Raw genomic sequence first — 16,435 nt, 5'->3', positions numbered from 1 at the left:
TCTGCAGATTATGTAAAAATATAGAAAAGTATAGTGGTAGATTCGCATAGTTCAGGGGGCTTCTTTGTGAAAGTGTTTGAGTTTGTCATGAAAATCGTTTCGAAATATTTACCGATATGGATTGTATTCATGTCGATTATTGCCTATCTATTCCCTGGCGCTTTTATCTCCATCCGTCATTTGACGGGACCGGGACTTGGAATGATTTTTCTATTAATGGGGATGTCGCTTTCGACGGAAAGTATCTTATCTGTATTAAGAGCACCAAAGTATACCATTATCGGGGGAGTACTGAAGTGGACCATTACGGTCGGGATCACAGTGTGCATCGCCTATTTATTTTTCCAAGGCAAGCCGGAACTGGCAACCGGGGTCATTTTAGCAGGAACCGTTCCGAGCGGGACATCGGCCAATCTTTATTCCTTTATTGCCGGCGGGGAGGTAGCACTAAGCATTACCCTGGCTTCTGTTGATACAGTCATTTCACCTGTGCTCACACCGACATTGGTCAAACTTTTTGCCGGTCAGTTAATTAATGTAGAGTTTCTTCCGTTATTTTTAAATATTATTTACATTGTTTTTATTCCCTTGTTTTTGGGGTTATTTTTACAATGGAAGTGGCCGCGGAAAGTGGAGTACGTCAAACCTTACACATCCTTTTTGTCGACAATGGCCTTATTTATTGTGGTCTTATCAGTGGTATCCAGTGCCCAAGCATCCCTGCAGCAGCAGCTGGATCAGCTTCCATTGGTTTTTGCGGCTGTCTTTTTGCAGGTAGCCATTCCGATGTTTGCGGGGTATGGATTCGCCCGGTTTTTGAAAGTCCCGGAAGTGAACTGCCGCTCCATCCTGTTCCATGTCGGGATCTGCAACACGGCTTTGTCCTCCACCCTGGCAATGGAGCATATCAGTTCTGTCGCCGCTGTTCCGGCTGTAGCTAACATGGTCGTCAACCTTACACTAGGTGCGCTTGTTGCCAATCGATTTGCCTTTTCACACCGAGGGAAGGGTCAGGGCTCTGCTGCAGCTTCTAAGGTTGGGTGAATTTATTTAGGTGTATTCTAGTAGAGGTCCTTGATTGGACCTTTATTTTGTCTTTTATGATTTTTGGGGTTGATTGGGGATTGATTATCTTACCTCTGATTCTGTTTTTTCCGTCTTTGAGGGCTGATAAGGGCCGGTTATCTTAATCAAATCTTGCTCCCCCACCTTTTCGGGCACCTAGAACCCTTCTACTTTACCGAAACTCTTGCTCCCCCACCTTTTCGGGCACCTAGAACCCTTCTACTTTACCGAAACTCTTACTCCCCCACCTATTCGGGCAGCTAGAACCTTTCTACTTTACCGAAACTCTTGCTCCCCCACCTTTTCGGGCACCTAGAACCCTTCTACTTTACCGAAACCCTTGATCCTCCTCCTGTTCGGGCAGCTAGAACCTCTCTACTTGACCGAAACTCTTGCTCCCCCACCTTTTCGGGCACCTAGACCCCTTCTTCTTTTCCTAATTCCCTCTATATCTTCATCGCTAAACTGACTCCAAATTTCACCAAAATCTTTTTTTCAAAAACAGTCATCATCATTCAATCTTTGACATAGGTTTTAATAAGTGTCGAAAGCACTCATCCTATAATGAAAGAGGCTGTTTCCTTTGAAAAATAAAATCGTTTTGTATCAAGGCAAAAAATATCGGGTTCTTTTCCACTACTCCTCTGATTATTGCGAAATCCAGGAGGAGAACTTCAAATACAATATTGAACTTGTTCATCAATCGGAATTAATGTTGTTTGAGGACCTAAAAGAGGAGGAGTAATGATTACTCCTCCTCTTCCTCTTCATCCGGCCCTTCTTCTTCATCTTCCTCTTCTTCTGTCTCATGAAGTTTCTCAATTTCATCGGTCAGCTGTTCGAACGCATGCAGCCGGAATTTAGCACTGGCAATTAAATCATCAATAATTTGCAGGAAAGTATCATAATCTACCCCATTTTCACTGCATTCCTTGATCAGTTTTAAAAAATCTTCCTCGTATAAGTGGTATCGTTCATTAAATGTTTCTTGGTTCATCGTTAAAAAATACTCTTCATCCACCACAAACTCATTGAATATTTTTTTCGTCAGCCGGGCCTTAGTGACCTTTATTTCTTCCTGATCCAGTTCATTCTCATAATGCTTGGCATCTTCATATTCTGAGCATAAGGTGGCATAGATTTTTTCAAGCAGGTCTGTGGGTTCTAAATACTTTAACTTTGCCATTGAAAAACCTCCGGGACTCATTAGTCTATTTATTTCCAATTCAATAAGCTTATAGAACCCACTCCCCCCCATGAATAAGGAGCAAACTGTCTAAGGCCGCAAAAACCGCTTTATTTTTCCCGCATAAGCAGCAAAAAAGGTTATATGATGTACATTATCCAATGAGTATCTTTTCTTCTGCATAACGGATTTTTGATAATTTATTTGAACGTCTCGCCAAGGCAAAAGCCATGGTTAATGGGCCAAGTCTCCCTATAAACATCATGATGGTTATTAAGATACGGCCTGCAGGGCTTAAATCACCTGTTAAACCGGTGCTCAGTCCAACGGTACCGAAAGCAGAAACGGTTTCAAATATAATCGCTTCTATATCAGCACCTTTTTCGGTAATGGTAAGAAAAAAGAAAATGATGAAGATAAAAATAACACCTGATACGGCGATTGACAACGCCCTAAATACTTGGGAGGACGGAATCCTCCGTTTAAACACATTTATATCTTCCTTGTTTGTTAAAACCGACCATAAAGCAAGAAGCAGCAAAGCAAATGTTGTCACTTTAATTCCTCCTCCTGTTGAGCCGGATGATGCCCCAATAAACATTAATCCTATCATTAAGACAAGCGAACTGGATGTCATTTGTCCGATATCTATCGTATTAAAGCCTGCTGTACGGGTAACAACTCCCTGAAAATAAGCAGCCCACCATTTGTCCTCTGTCCCCAAGTTCCCTAAAGTCGCAGGATTATTATATTCCAATGCAAAAATGATGAAGGTACTTATAATATTAAGAAATATAGTAACAGTCAGCACTATTTTCGTGTGCAGGGAGAACTTAAATATATTTCTCTTTTTAAAGATGTCTTCGACCACGAAAAAACCAATTCCGCCGATTATAAATAATGAAGTGATAACGATATTTACAGTCGGGTCACCTGCCCATTTGCTCAAGCTGTCTGACTCCAGGCCAAAACCAGCGTTGTTAAATGCCGAAATAGAATGAAAGATACCATAGTAGATGGCTTTTCCCGCACTCATGTCCTGTCCCCATCTTATCGCTAAGAAAATAGCTCCCACAGCCTCCACTAGTAAGGTAATAATAATAACTCTTTGTACAAGTTTAATAATTCCTTGCATTGAAAATGTATTCATAGATTCTTGAAGCAGGAGTCTTTGTTTAAATCCAATCTTTTTTCCTAATAAAATAAATATGAGAATTCCACTCGTCATAAATCCCCAGCCGCCCAGTTGAACGAGCAGAAGCAAAACGATTTGGCCAAACAAAGTAAAGGTAGTACCCGTATCGACTACCCCCAAACCTGTTACACAAACAGCTGAAGTCGCTTCAAATAATGCATCAATTAAGCTGAGATGATGTCTGTCTTTTGTGGCAGCCGGGATCATAAATAAACACGTCCCAATAAAGATCAATGCAATAAAACCAAGTATTAAAATATGTGCAGGGTTAAGCTGCATCGTCTTGTATTTTTTTATTTTTTTGGAAAAAGTCAATAGGATCACCTTCAGTGCGTGGATTTTGTTTTATCATATCCATTTTATATATTTTCTTCAATTTTCAGAAGGAAGTTGTGAATGTATCTGATGCAGCCCATTATGATTTAAGATGTCTATTAACTGGTAATAAATTCAGATAAATAAGAGGAAAACCCCCTTTAAAATTGATTTTCTAAAGGCAAATTGACTCTTAAAAGCGTTTTTCTCACTCAAATCAGTCATTTAGGAATTCGTACAAGCTGAAGATTCCCGCTATGGTAAAGGTACCCGGGAATACATGGAAAAGCGCGCTTTCCTGAAGGGTTTTCGTCGTGGAAAGTTTTGAACAATTAGCCGAGCAGTACCAGCCAATGATGCACAAGATCATAAACACCTTACACATTTATAAAAACAAGGAGGAATTTTTCCAGCATGCCTTAATTGCACTTTGGGACGCCAGCCGAAGGTTTGACCCTGAGAAAGGGAATTTCACCAGTTATGCCTACTCGTATATCAAAGGCAGACTGCTGACGGAATTAAAAAGGTCCATCCATGAGGAAGAAACAACGGTCTGCCCCACAGAAGAGTTTTGGGAATTGATTGAGGAACCACCCAAGAGTGAATTAGACTGGGATCTTCTTGAACACATGCAATCGCTGACAGCAAACCAAAGAAAGTGGCTCAACTACACGGTCCATTTCGATTTATCCATCAGAGAAATCGCCGCACAAGAAAATGTGTCAGTTTCAGCCGTCAAAAATTGGCGTGCCGGGGCACGAGAGAAATTGAAGGGAGAAATGTCTGCAAAATAAAGTAAAAAAGCAGAGAGTGCTATAAACTCTCTGCAAACTTTTTAGAAGGAGGAAAGCGAGCGGTAAATCATGCTGGCAAGTTCCTCCCGATCCACCTCAAAGGCTGCCTTTGCATTAATCGGCCGGTCTGACAGCCTGTTTTTATCAATAATCGTTTGACCATAGGTGAATTCCCCTTTTGTTTCAACCTGGACATTGCATGGAATAAAGGTAAAGAGGTCAGGGTTAATCAAATAGGCGACCGCACAGGCATCATGCATAGGCATCCCATTTGTTCTGCCCTTCGTATAAAAATCCAGCATCCCTGCCGCTGCATCACTTACCCGATTTCCAATTCCTCTTATTTTTTCAATATCTTCCTGAAATAGTACGGCTTTATGGGTTACATCTAATCCAAATAAGGCAATTGGAATCCCTGAGTTAAAGACGATTTGTGCCGCTTCAGGGTCAACATACATATTAAATTCCGCAGTGGGAGTTGCGTTTCCCCCTTCATAAGCACCGCCCATGATCGAAAGCTGCTCAATTCGATTCAGGATATTGGGATAAGCGATGATGAGGCTGGCTACATTGGTTAACGGGCCAATCGCAACAATATGGACCTTTTCCTTGGAGTTAGAGATTAAATCCTTCATTGCCTCTACAGCATGATATCTACTTTCCTTTTGATTTCCTTCCGGAAGCTCCACACCGCCTAAACCATTTTCCCCATGGAACTCCTCTGCCGTAAATAATGTTTTAATCAGCGGTTTCCTGGCTCCTTTTGCTATTTCTATTCCTTTCTTTCCTGTTAAATGCACAAGCTTTAATGCATTGGACGTCACCTTTTCTACCGGAAGATTACCAGCTGTTGTGGTAATTAATTTTACATCTAATTTTTCTGATGTTAATGCTAGAAAAATAGCAATGGCATCATCAATTCCCGGGTCCGTGTCAATGATCACTGTTTTTTTCATGCCGTGCCCTCCCTAAAAGATACAGCTTCTTTTTACATGAACGTACCACTTTTTAGATAAACCCGCAAACAGATTCCTTTTAAAAAGCGTTGATCGTGTTGAGAAAACCATCATTCGGGTTTTAAAAACCGTTCCTGCATTGTAACACAATTGCCATAAACCCAAGACTTTCCGACTAGATAAAAATGGTATTTTTATAGTAATAACAATAGCAGGGGTGAAATAGGTCGAATGATAAAAAATATGTCGATGAATCTGAAACAAATGGGCAGTTATATTATTATTATCCTTTTCTTTATCGTCATAACAGATGTTTCCTACAATAATGTGAACCATCTTCGGGACCAGACCGTTGCCATCGGAGAATTGGACGTGCCCAAGATTGTGGTGATAGGTGACCTGAAAGCAGAATTTGCAGAAATGAGTCAATATACCGTGAAACATGCCTTGACACAGGAAATTCAATCAGAACAAATCAACAAGGAAATCGATTCTATTAAAAAAAACTTAGACAAGGCAAGCAAACTAAAGTTTTCAGCAAGCGATCAGGAGTTACTGGACGAAGTGAATCAAAATTTCAACAAATACATAACCATGCTTCCAGCCTTCCTGGGAGCATCTGAAAAAAATAAAGCTGACGCCGTCCAGGCACAGGTAAAAGAACTGGATACCATCAGCACACAAAATACGGTATTACTTCAAAAATTGTATAAGTCTGCCCAGCAGAAGACGGACGGAATGATTGAACAGTCCTATCAAGACTCAAATAAGTTTAATTATGAAGTCTTGATTCTGTCAGTTATTGCATCTATTTTCAGCTCCATTATTGCTTTTATCATGACCAGGACTATTTCGAGGATGGTGAAAAGACTGGTAAAAAGTGTGGAGGTATCGACGAATTCGATATCCAGTATTAAACAATCCATCGAACATACTGCTAAAAGTGCCGGAGAACTGGACGCTTCAATGATCAATGCAAATCATTCCGTGAATGAACTGGTCGAATCAATTAAGGTGTCGGCGGGAAATGCCACGATTACATCATCAGGAGTGGATGAAATTTCTGCTGCCATCGAGGAAATGAGTGCCTCTATTAATCTCGTTGCAAGCAGTACTGATACTTTGGCTGCTTCTGCAGAGGAAACCTCTTCGGCCATTGAAGAAATGATGACCACAATTGAACAGGTGGCAGGGAATGTAGGAAATGCAAGTTTGGAAGTGGAACAAATCTCCGCTGCCATAGAAGAAATGAGCACCTCCATCAAGGGTGTGAGTGAACACGCCAACAGTTTGACTGCCACTGCTGAACAAACTTCCAAAGCTGTGGAAGAGATGATGGCTTCTATTAAACAAGTAGCCGATAGTGCCCAACTTGTCAATGAGCTAAGCAGTTCTGTTAAGCAGGATGCTCTTGAGGGAACAACTGCATTACAGGAAACCTTAAGCGGCATGAACGAAATCTCCAAGTCCATTACCCAGGCTGCTGATATCATGCAAGGTCTTGGCAAAAGTTCTGAGGAGATTGGCAGCATTATTGAAGTCATTGATGATATTGCCGAGCAAACCAATTTATTGGCATTGAACGCAGCCATTGAAGCAGCCCGGGTGGGAGAACACGGCAAAGGATTTTCAGTTGTAGCTGAAGAGGTGCGGAAACTGGCGGAACGTTCTGCTAAGGCAACCAAAGAAATTGCCGGATTGATCAAAGGAATCCAAGCTGAAACCTCTGTGGCGGTTTCTTCTATCAAAGAAGGAGCTGAAAAAGTAAGCTTTGGCAATCAATTGGCTGAAAAAACCAATCAGGCCATCCAGAAAATTTTTAATGGGATTACACAGGTTTCAGAGGAAATGAATCAAATTGCCAGTGCAACCGAACAACAAAGAGAGAATAGTGATTTTATTACAAAAGCTGTAGAGAATGTCGCCAATCAGACAATGGAAATGACGCATTCCACAAAGGAACAATCGATCACCGCAGAGGAAATTGTCAGAGGGATTACAAATACAAAAGACCAGGTACAGCAAATTTCGATTGCAACAAGAGAGCAGGCACAGGGCAGCCACACCATTGTACAAGCCGTTAAAAATGTCTCTAACCAAACCGGCTCTGTCACAAATGCAACAAAGGAACAGGCCAAAGCGGCTGAGGAAATCGTCCGGAATATCACCAGCATCAAACAAAAGGTACAGGAGATGTTACTTGCTGCAACGGACCAGGCACGATATGGACAGGAGATTACCGCAGAAATTAGCAATGTCCAAAAACAGGCTGAAGAGCTGGACGCTGGTATCGAGATTCAAACCAATGAAGCGGAGGATGTCACAAACGCTATTAACGAAGTCAACCGTCAGGTAAAAAAATTAAAATAGGAAACACTTGGGCGGTTTTCAAACCTTCTTATCAGGGGGAAAAGAACCGCCCTCCTTCCACCTAAATTTTTAGTTGAGCATAAATCTATTTTCCTATATAGTTATATTGATTGAAATATACAAAAAACGGAAAAGAATGATATCAACTAATTTCAGAGTATTTTGTTAACTATCTTGGGGGGATAGAAATGGAGGTTTTTGTCGCCAGACAGCCAATATTTACGAAAAAGAGAGAGATTTTCGCTTATGAGCTGCTGTACCGCAATAATCAGGAAAATAAGTTTCCGGAAATCGATGGGGATATGGCAACAACAGATGTCATCATTAATAGTTTTATTAATATAGGAATCAATGAACTATCTAATGGAAAGCCCTGTTTTATTAATTTTACTGAAAAACTGCTTCAAATAAAGCTGCCTGCCTATTTTAAGCAAAATGAAATTGTCGTCGAAATCTTGGAAACGGTAAAAATCGGGCCGGAACTATTGGATATTTGTAAAGAACTAAAGAGCAAAGGCTATCAAATTGCCCTTGATGATTTTATTTTAGATGCAGGCAACCCCTATTCTTTTCCATTAATCGAACAGGCAGATATTATTAAAGTTGACTTTCGGCAAACCTCTGAGTCAATGAGGCGTCTGATTAAAGCGGTTTCGGATAAATATCATATCAAGCTGCTTGCTGAAAAAGTAGAAACCCATGAGGAGTTTAAAACTGCTGTGGAAGAAGGCTACGAATATTTTCAAGGGTACTATTTTTCGAAGCCTGTTGTCCTGTCCACCCGGGACGTACCGGAATATTTTCAAAACTATTTTTTGATTATCAATCATTTATCCACCAGCGAGCCAGATCTTACTTACATATCTCAGTTGATTGAGCAGGATCTATCCTTATCCTATAAACTATTAAAACTAATCAATTCACCGGCCTATCGCCCAATAAGCAAAATTAACTCCATTAAACAGGCCGTCATTCGTCTTGGAATAAATGAATTAAAAAAATGGCTGTATATCTTTGCCATCAGAGGCAATGTAACCGGTAAATCCGAATGGTCAAAAGAAATCCTTACAAACAGCTTAACAAGAGCAAAAATGTGCGAGCTGACGGCCATCCACCAGAATAAATCAAAGGAAGCATCTTCCTATTTCCTAACCGGCATGTTCTCTTTAATGAATGTACTGCTGGGAATAAAAATGGAAGACGTACTGCAATTAATGCCGCTTCAGGAGGACATTTGTGAAGCACTTAAAGGAAATTCCAACTCATTAAAAGATGTACTGGACCTGGGTATTTCAATTGAAAAAGCGGAATGGGAAAACTTCAGCTGTTGGTGTAAAACGCTTGGAATAGAGGAAGACATCGCCCTAAAATACTACAATGAAGCTTTTAGATGGTCGAATAATTTAATGTAGATAGAAAAGGAACCTCTTTTCCACCCGGTAAGAAAGGAAGCGTCAATCTATCTCCATACCATAGCGGGATCATTGACACTTGCCTTCTTTTGGCGGGTTTCCGGCTTGACTTGATTTCTCTTTACTTTATTTCGGCTTCCACCGTTCTTTTTACCACCACACTGCATTTTTCTTCAAGCGGCTGGATAACAGCTGACATATCTAAATCCTGCAGTCCTTTGGCAGAAGCAGTTTGGAATGCCTCTTCAGCCAGTTGTCCTGTAAATGGACTAAGACCTGCCTGCTTGAGGAGCTGGTTGGCTAACCGGACATCCTTATGAACATATTTAACGGCCCCGCCCGGTTCGAACTGCCTCTCAAGCACATATTGTTCCATATTCCTTCTAAGCATCTTGCTGTCTCCATAGCTGACTTTCAAAACAGTAAGCAGTTTTTCAGCATCCAGTCCAAAAGCAGCGCCTGTGACCATCGCTTCCGAAGCTGCGAGGGAATGAACAGCAACAAGATATTGATTGATCAGCTTGGCAATACTCCCTGCCCCTGACGGCCCAAGGTATTCAATCGTTTTTCCTAATGCCTTGAGTATAGGTGATACTTTTTCAAATACATCCCGCGAGCCGCCTGCCATAATCGTTAATGATCCTTGTTCCGCCCCTTCAGGCCCCCCGCTGACAGGTGCATCTAAATAATGAATGCCCTTACTGCTTGCTTTTTCAAAAACAATTTTGCTTGTATCTGATCCGACTGTTGTAAAGTCGATACAGATGGTGCCTTTTTGAGCATGCTTTACAATTCCCTGCTCCCCAAGGTACACTTCTTCCACATCAGCAGGCATCGACAAACAGGTGCAAATCACCTCACATTCTGAAGCCAGCCCGGCAGCCGTATCCGCATGTACTGCTCCCTGTTGCACTAACGTCTGCACCTTCGCTTTCGTCCGGTTATAAACCTGTACCTGATACCCATGATCCAAAAGACGGCGTGCCATCCGCGACCCCATCACACCTGTTCCAACAAACCCAATTTTCATCCTATCTCCCTCCATGCTCCATCATTGGCAGCCATGAAAAACTATCCTCGCTTTTTCCAAGCGGAATATATTCCAAGCCGGCGAAACCATTATACGTACGATTTAAATAATGAAAAATGCTTTGATAATCCATGTTTCCTGTTCCCGGCTCATGCCGTCCGGGAACGTCAGCAATTTGAACATGATCGACCCTATCTGCATATTGCTGAAACAGGCCGAGTGCGTTTCCATGGATTCTCTCAATATGGTAAAAATCAAACTGCAGCTTCACATTCGGGAGATTCACCGCATTTAGGATCGCCTTCGCTTGATGGATATCGCTTAAAAAATAGCCTGGCATATCCCCTTGGTTAATCGGCTCAATGAGAATTGTCAATCCGTGGGCTGCAGCCTCTGTTCCGGCATACTTAAGATTCTCTATGTAAACTTGTTTAGCTGTTTCAGGATCTAATGATTCGGAAACAATCCCTGCCATGCAATGAATCCTTGGCACCTTCAATGCATTTGCATAGCGGATTCCCTGCTGTACAGATGTTCTAAATTCAGGAATTCTCTCCGGATCCGCTGCGAGCCCCCTGTCCCCCTTCTTCCAATCCCCCGGATGCAGATTGATCAGCACCATCGACAACTCATGACGTTTAAGTTCCCTCTGAATCTCTTCTATAGAATACTCGTATGGAAACTGGCACTCTACCAATGAAAATCCATGCTCTTTTGCCTTCTGAAACCTCTCTAAGAACGGAAACTCGGTAAAAATCGTTGATAAATTAGGAAGAACAAAGAGGGAATTGGCAATTTCAGGGGACCCACCCGTTGCTAATTGTTTTTTGCGCATAATATCACCTCGTACTTTTCTAAATTTTTATAATATTATAATATATAATAGATAATTTTGGAAGTTCAGGAATGGTAAGCGTTTTAAATTCAATTTTATAAAAATTCCCTCGAATTCTGAAAATAATTTTGTCGAAAAGTCTTTACATTGAGATAATTTTGTTATTTAATAGATACATAATTTTAAAATTTTCAAAAAATAGAGGGGGATAAAAAGATGAAAAAAGTCCTAAACAAAGGATTTCTATTCATGGCTGTTCTATTGCTTTTTGCTTTAACGGCTTGCAGCGGCAATAGTTCAGAAAAGGCGGGCAAGTCCGCATCAAAAGATGGAGGAAAAGTCAGCGCAAAATTTGGCGTTGTTTCCTATATGTCAGGTCCTGGTGCTGCTTATGGTGAAGCCATTACAAATGGTTTTAAGCTTGCTCAAAAAGAAATTAATGAAAAAGGCGACGTTCATATCGAGCTTGCGATTGAAGATTCAGCTGGTAAGCAGGAACAAGCAATGTCAGCTGCACAAAAATTAATGAGTGACGATGGCATTACTGCTATTTTAGGTCCAACTCTAAGTACTGAAATGAATGTTGTAGCCCCAGAGGCAGATATGAACGGTATTCCGATTATGGGTACATCTACAACGGCAGAAGGAATTCCCCAAATCGGCGATTATGTTTTCAGAAACTCACTGCCCGAAGCACTTGCTATTCCTGCAGCATTGAAAAAAGCTGTTGATAAATATGGTGCGAAAAAAGTTGCCATTCTATATGGAAATGACGATGTATTCACGAAATCAGGTTTTGACACAATGAAAAAAGCTGCTGAAGACATGGGACTTGATACTTTAACGATTGAAACTTTCCAAAAAGGTCAATCTGACTACAATGCACAATTAACGAAAATTAAAGGTCTTAAACCTGACTTGATTTTATGTTCTGCACTGTACAATGAAGGTGCCGTCATTATGGACCAGGCTAGAAAGATTGGAATTGATGTACCATTTGTAGGCGGTAATGGATTTAACTCACCAGAAGTCATCAAAATTGCCGGAAAAGCTGCAGATGGATTAATCGTAGCCACTCCTTGGTTTGCTGATAAAGATGATACAAAGGTAAAGGATTTTGTGAAGAAATATGAAACTGAATATGGTAAAACGCCAGACCAATTTGCTGCTCAAGCCTATGATGCGCTTTATATCTATGCAAATGCTTTAAAAAATGCAGGTTCTACTGACCGTGACGAATTCCGTGATGCTTTGGCAAAAACCAAAGACTTCCCAGGAATACTTGGTAATTTCTCGTTTGACAAAGACGGAGATGTTGTCATGGATCCAACTGTTCTCATTATTAAAGACGGTAAATTTCAACAATTTGAATAGGTAACTCTTTATAAACTCAGTTTTTTGAAAAGTCAATGTCAAATGAAAATTTACAACTTTTAATAGAACAACTTTTGGCAGGGCACTGAATTGGTGCCCTCCTTATTTACTTAGAGAAAAGCGCAAGCGCCTTGGTTAACTCCGGCAAGCACATGTTCTGCAAAGCGTTTTTTTGACTTTTATGGCCGCTGGTTATTTGACCTCGAACTGCTGAAGGCTATCGCTTTTTGCAAGATACTCCGAAGAAGGCAGTTCGGGATGAAAACTGGCTAGGCTGCTTGCGCTGGACAATTTTCAAAGTCCATCATTTTACTTCTTAGACTGAAAAAATTACAGAAAAGGGTGAGATGCCTTGCTGTTAGAGCAAATCATTAATGGAATCACACTTGGAAGCATTTATGCCATCGTTGCCCTTGGATTTACACTTGTTTTTGGAGTGCTGGGCATCATTAACATGGCACACGGCGAAATCTTTATGTTCGGAGCTTTTATTGGCGTCACGGTGACAAGTACACTGGGACTGCCTATTTGGATGGCTTTTCTTGCGGCCATCGCAGCCACAGCGATTTTAGGGTATTTGCTTGAGCAATTCGCTCTAAGACCGCTTCGTGGAAAGAAAGGGGTCTCACACCTTGCTCCACTAATCAGCACCATTGGGGTTTCTATTTTCTTAGAAAATCTATCCCACCATTTATTTGGAGCAGGGAACCATCCATTTAAAAGTTCGTTCGCGGAAATACATTACACGATTGGTTCAATCACGATCTATTTGGTACAAATATTGATTTTTGTTATATCTGTTATATTAATGATCGCTCTTTCCTATTGGCTTTCTAAAACAAAAGCAGGAAAAGCTCTTCGTGCGACAGCTGAAAATTTAGAAACAGCCAGCATCCTTGGCGTTAATACAAAGCAGATCATCACATTAACCGTCATCATCGCCTCCGCTATGGGAGGAATTGCCGGTATTCTTGTAGGAATGGCATTCAATTCCGTGAACCCGCAAATGGGTCTGTCCATAGGACTTAAAGGACTTGCCATTATCATCCTTGGCGGTATGGGAAATGTGAAAGGCGCAATGGCCGGGGGATTAATTCTTGGTTTGGCAGAAACATTCATTGTTGCTTACGGCGATTCCGGATATCGGGATGCCATCGCTTTTATCGCCATCATTGTGATCCTTTTAATACGGCCGCAAGGGTTATTTGGCAAAAAAACATCTGAGGGAAGGCCGTGATGATATGCTAGGAGATTTAATCAATCCATACTACCTTCAAGTCGGTTCGTTTATCATGATTAATATTATTTTAGGCTTAAGTATTTACATTACCCTTTCTTCCGGCCAGCTCTCTTTAGGAAGCGCCGGATTTATGGGGATTGGAGCCTATACATCTGCGCTGCTTACGATTAACTATGATCTGCCCATTATCGTCGGCGTTATCGCAGGAGCGTTAGTCGCAGGAATTATTGGGATATTGATCGGGATTCCATCACTCCGGTTAACTGGGGTATACTTGGCCATTGCTACTCTCGGCTTCGGTGAAGTCATGCGGGTTTTCCTCGTCAACTGGGAATCTGTTACGAAAGGGTCTGTCGGTCTGTCGGGGATACCGCAAATCGGAAGAGAATTGCTGAAATTCTCTAGGGATTCAGGATTCAGCCCGATGTCCATCGGCTTGAAAAATAATCAATTTGTCTATTTAATGGTATTGCTTATTTTAGTCATTATTAATATTCTATTAATCTGGTTTTTAATCAGACAAAATAAATCCCGTGTCGGCCGTGCGTTTGCAGCCATTAAAATGGATGAAAAAGCGGCGGAGGCTATGGGGATTAACATTACGTATTATAAAGTATTATCTTTTGCACAAGGTGCAATCCTATCAGGCTTTGCCGGCGCCCTTTTCGCCCATGTTATGGGATATATCAGCCCGGCTGATTTTTCCTACCACCGTGCAGTTGATATCCTGATTTATGCCGTATTCGGCGGCAGTGAAGTAATCTGGGGCTCTATTTTCGGGGCAGCCTTTATGACCCTTCTGCCAGAAGTATTACGATTTATCTCTGAATACCGTTATTTGATTTATGGTCTCGTATTAGTACTCATGATGGCCTTCCGACCGCAGGGAATTATTGATGTTCCCCTTTTACAGAAACTGCATCTGACGAAAAGGAGGAGTAAACATGGTTCTAAAAATTAACAATGTCTCTAAAAATTTTGGCGGCATTTCCGCTTTAACCGATATTTCATTTTCCATTAATAAAGGAGAAATCTTTGGTTTGATTGGTCCAAATGGTGCCGGAAAAACGACCATGTTTAACTGCATTACCAGCATATTCCCTCCTTCTTCAGGGGAAATACTCTTTTTAGATGAAAATATTACAGGCATTAAACCGCATAAAATTACAAATAAAGGAATTTGCCGGACCTTTCAAAACATCCGTCTTTTCTCACAAATGTCTGTGTTGGAAAATGTATTAGTCGGCGGACATTCCCAAAGTCACTCCGGTGTCTTCAGCGGCGTATTTCGGACAAAATCCCAGCGGAATGAAGAAGAGAAACTTCGTTCTACGGCAAGGGAACTTCTTGAACTCGTCGGCTTATCTGAATTTGAAGACGCGGTGGCGGAAAACCTAGCGTACGGCCAGCAAAGAAGACTAGAAATTGCAAGGGCCCTGGCAAGCGACCCTAAGCTGCTCTTGCTGGATGAGCCTGCTGCCGGAATGAATGATACCGAAACAGCGGACTTATATTATTTGATTAAAAAAGTCCAGGAACGCGGTGTCACAACACTATTAATTGAACATGACATGCCTCTTGTGATGAGGCTGTGTGATAGAATTACCGTTTTAAACTTTGGTAAAAAACTTGCTGAAGGTACACCGGAGGAAATTCAAAACAATCAGGAAGTTATTGAGGCATACCTCGGTTCAGAGGGGGATGATGACATTGCTTAAAGTATCAGGAATCGAAACATACTACGGAAAGATTCAGGCCCTTAAGGGGGTCAGCCTGGATGTAGAACAAGGAAAAATTGTGACAATTTTAGGGGCTAATGGTGCCGGAAAAACGACCACGATGAAGACCATTGCCGGGCTTTTAAAACCTAAGAGCGGCACTGTTGAATTTTTAGGTGAAAATATCACTGGACTAAGACCAGATCAGCTTGTCAAAAGAGGCATCTCCCTTGTACCAGAGGGCCGGGCCATTTTATCAGGCATGACGGTGATGGAGAACCTGGAAATGGGCGCCTATCAACGGAACGATAAAGAAATCGCCAAAGATCTTGAAGACGTTATGCAGCGCTTTCCGATTTTAAAAGAAAGAAAGAATCAGCTGGGCGGCACGCTTTCAGGCGGACAGCAGCAAATGCTTGCAATCGCAAGGGCCTTGCTTTCACGGCCAAAACTGCTGCTGCTTGACGAACCATCCATGGGACTCGCTCCCCTGATTGTTGCCGATATCTTTAAAATCATTAAAGAAATCAAAGACTCCGGCACCACTGTACTCGTCGTGGAACAAAACGCAAGACAAGCCTTAAAAATTGCTGACTACGGCTATGTTCTGGAAACCGGCAAAGTAATTGTCCACGGCCCGTCACATGAACTATTAGAAGACCCAAGGATTATGGAAGCTTACCTTGGGAAAAAATCTGAATAATATTAAGGAGATATCTTCTGGTTGCTGAAAACAGGAGATGTCTCCTTTTTTGTATTTTTTTAGGATAAAACTGGCTGGGAATCTAGGGTGACCTTTTTAATAGAGTTCTTAGTAACAAAGCTGGCATGAAAACTTGGAAACTGTCATGAAGTTGGCTTCTAAAAGACAAAGCGGGCTTGGAATCATTGGTATAATTGTCTTTAATAAAGTTTCTTATAGACAAAACTAGCTATGATTCTTCG

At 41.4% G+C, this 16,435-nt stretch carries 14 protein-coding genes; 9 read left to right on the top strand and 5 right to left on the bottom strand.

The annotated features are described in order from the left end of the window. The first annotated feature begins 66 nt into the window (after window positions 1–66). Window positions 67–1,044 carry a bile acid:sodium symporter family protein gene (locus M3183_RS10400; protein ID WP_251469247.1) on the top strand — a complete coding sequence of 326 codons (978 nt, stop codon included), beginning with the start codon at window positions 67–69 and terminating at the stop codon, window positions 1,042–1,044. 769 nt (window positions 1,045–1,813) lie between these two features. On the opposite strand, the gene M3183_RS10395 is transcribed toward M3183_RS10400, so the two are convergent. Further along, the gene (locus tag M3183_RS10395) at window positions 1,814–2,251 is read right to left on the bottom strand and encodes a hypothetical protein (protein WP_251469246.1); all 438 of its coding nucleotides are present in this window, start codon (window positions 2,249–2,251) and stop codon (window positions 1,814–1,816) included. A gap of 154 nt (window positions 2,252–2,405) precedes the next feature. Then, window positions 2,406–3,761, bottom strand: a complete 1,356-nt coding sequence (locus tag M3183_RS10390; protein WP_285879305.1) for a TrkH family potassium uptake protein — start codon at window positions 3,759–3,761, stop codon at window positions 2,406–2,408. Between the two features lie 314 nt (window positions 3,762–4,075). Here M3183_RS10390 and M3183_RS10385 point away from each other — a divergent pair, with 314 nt between their 5' ends. Further along, on the top strand, window positions 4,076–4,555 hold the full coding sequence (locus M3183_RS10385; protein WP_251469244.1) for a sigma-70 family RNA polymerase sigma factor: 480 nt from the start codon (window positions 4,076–4,078) through the stop codon (window positions 4,553–4,555). Between the two features lie 41 nt (window positions 4,556–4,596). On the opposite strand, the gene M3183_RS10380 is transcribed toward M3183_RS10385, so the two are convergent. Beyond that, the gene (locus M3183_RS10380; RefSeq protein ID WP_251469242.1) at window positions 4,597–5,511 is read right to left on the bottom strand and encodes a nucleoside hydrolase; all 915 of its coding nucleotides are present in this window, start codon (window positions 5,509–5,511) and stop codon (window positions 4,597–4,599) included. Between the two features lie 231 nt (window positions 5,512–5,742). On the opposite strand from M3183_RS10380, the gene M3183_RS10375 reads away from it, so the two are divergent. Together M3183_RS10375 and M3183_RS10370 are read left to right on the top strand one after the other, a co-directional pair. Continuing rightward, window positions 5,743–7,881: a methyl-accepting chemotaxis protein gene (locus M3183_RS10375; protein WP_251469241.1), complete on the top strand. Its 2,139-nt coding sequence runs from the start codon at window positions 5,743–5,745 to the stop codon at window positions 7,879–7,881. A gap of 188 nt (window positions 7,882–8,069) precedes the next feature. Beyond that, window positions 8,070–9,293 carry an EAL and HDOD domain-containing protein gene (locus M3183_RS10370; RefSeq protein WP_251469239.1) on the top strand — a complete coding sequence of 408 codons (1,224 nt, stop codon included), beginning with the start codon at window positions 8,070–8,072 and terminating at the stop codon, window positions 9,291–9,293. Window positions 9,294–9,414: 121 nt separating this feature from the next. Here the strand turns inward: M3183_RS10370 and M3183_RS10365 are convergent, their stop codons facing one another. Next, window positions 9,415–10,323 carry an NAD(P)-dependent oxidoreductase gene (locus tag M3183_RS10365; protein WP_251469238.1) on the bottom strand — a complete coding sequence of 303 codons (909 nt, stop codon included), beginning with the start codon at window positions 10,321–10,323 and terminating at the stop codon, window positions 9,415–9,417. 1 nt (window position 10,324) lies between these two features. Further along, window positions 10,325–11,158: a hydroxypyruvate isomerase family protein gene (locus M3183_RS10360; RefSeq protein WP_251469236.1), complete on the bottom strand. Its 834-nt coding sequence runs from the start codon at window positions 11,156–11,158 to the stop codon at window positions 10,325–10,327. A gap of 216 nt (window positions 11,159–11,374) precedes the next feature. Between M3183_RS10360 and M3183_RS10355 the strand changes: the two genes are divergently transcribed. From M3183_RS10355 to M3183_RS10335, 5 genes are all read left to right on the top strand, one after another. Beyond that, window positions 11,375–12,532, top strand: coding sequence for an ABC transporter substrate-binding protein (locus M3183_RS10355; protein ID WP_251469235.1), 1,158 nt, complete (start codon window positions 11,375–11,377; stop codon window positions 12,530–12,532). Between the two features lie 352 nt (window positions 12,533–12,884). Further along, window positions 12,885–13,769: a branched-chain amino acid ABC transporter permease gene (locus M3183_RS10350; RefSeq protein WP_251469234.1), complete on the top strand. Its 885-nt coding sequence runs from the start codon at window positions 12,885–12,887 to the stop codon at window positions 13,767–13,769. A gap of 4 nt (window positions 13,770–13,773) precedes the next feature. Next, window positions 13,774–14,733, top strand: coding sequence for a branched-chain amino acid ABC transporter permease (locus M3183_RS10345; RefSeq protein WP_251469322.1), 960 nt, complete (start codon window positions 13,774–13,776; stop codon window positions 14,731–14,733). Further along, the gene (locus M3183_RS10340) at window positions 14,717–15,490 is read left to right on the top strand and encodes an ABC transporter ATP-binding protein (protein WP_251469232.1); all 774 of its coding nucleotides are present in this window, start codon (window positions 14,717–14,719) and stop codon (window positions 15,488–15,490) included. Before M3183_RS10345 ends, M3183_RS10340 begins: the two co-directional genes overlap by 17 nt. Then, window positions 15,483–16,193 (top strand): ABC transporter ATP-binding protein, encoded by a 711-nt coding sequence (locus M3183_RS10335; protein ID WP_251469230.1) that lies wholly within the window; start codon window positions 15,483–15,485, stop codon window positions 16,191–16,193. Before M3183_RS10340 ends, M3183_RS10335 begins: the two co-directional genes overlap by 8 nt. Window positions 16,194–16,435 lie beyond the last annotated feature (242 nt).

The sequence above is a fragment of the Neobacillus mesonae genome (assembly GCF_023715155.1).
Taxonomy (GTDB): Bacteria; Bacillota; Bacilli; order Bacillales; family Cytobacillaceae; genus Neobacillus; species Neobacillus mesonae_A.
This window is presented reverse-complemented; position numbering and strand designations above follow the sequence as displayed.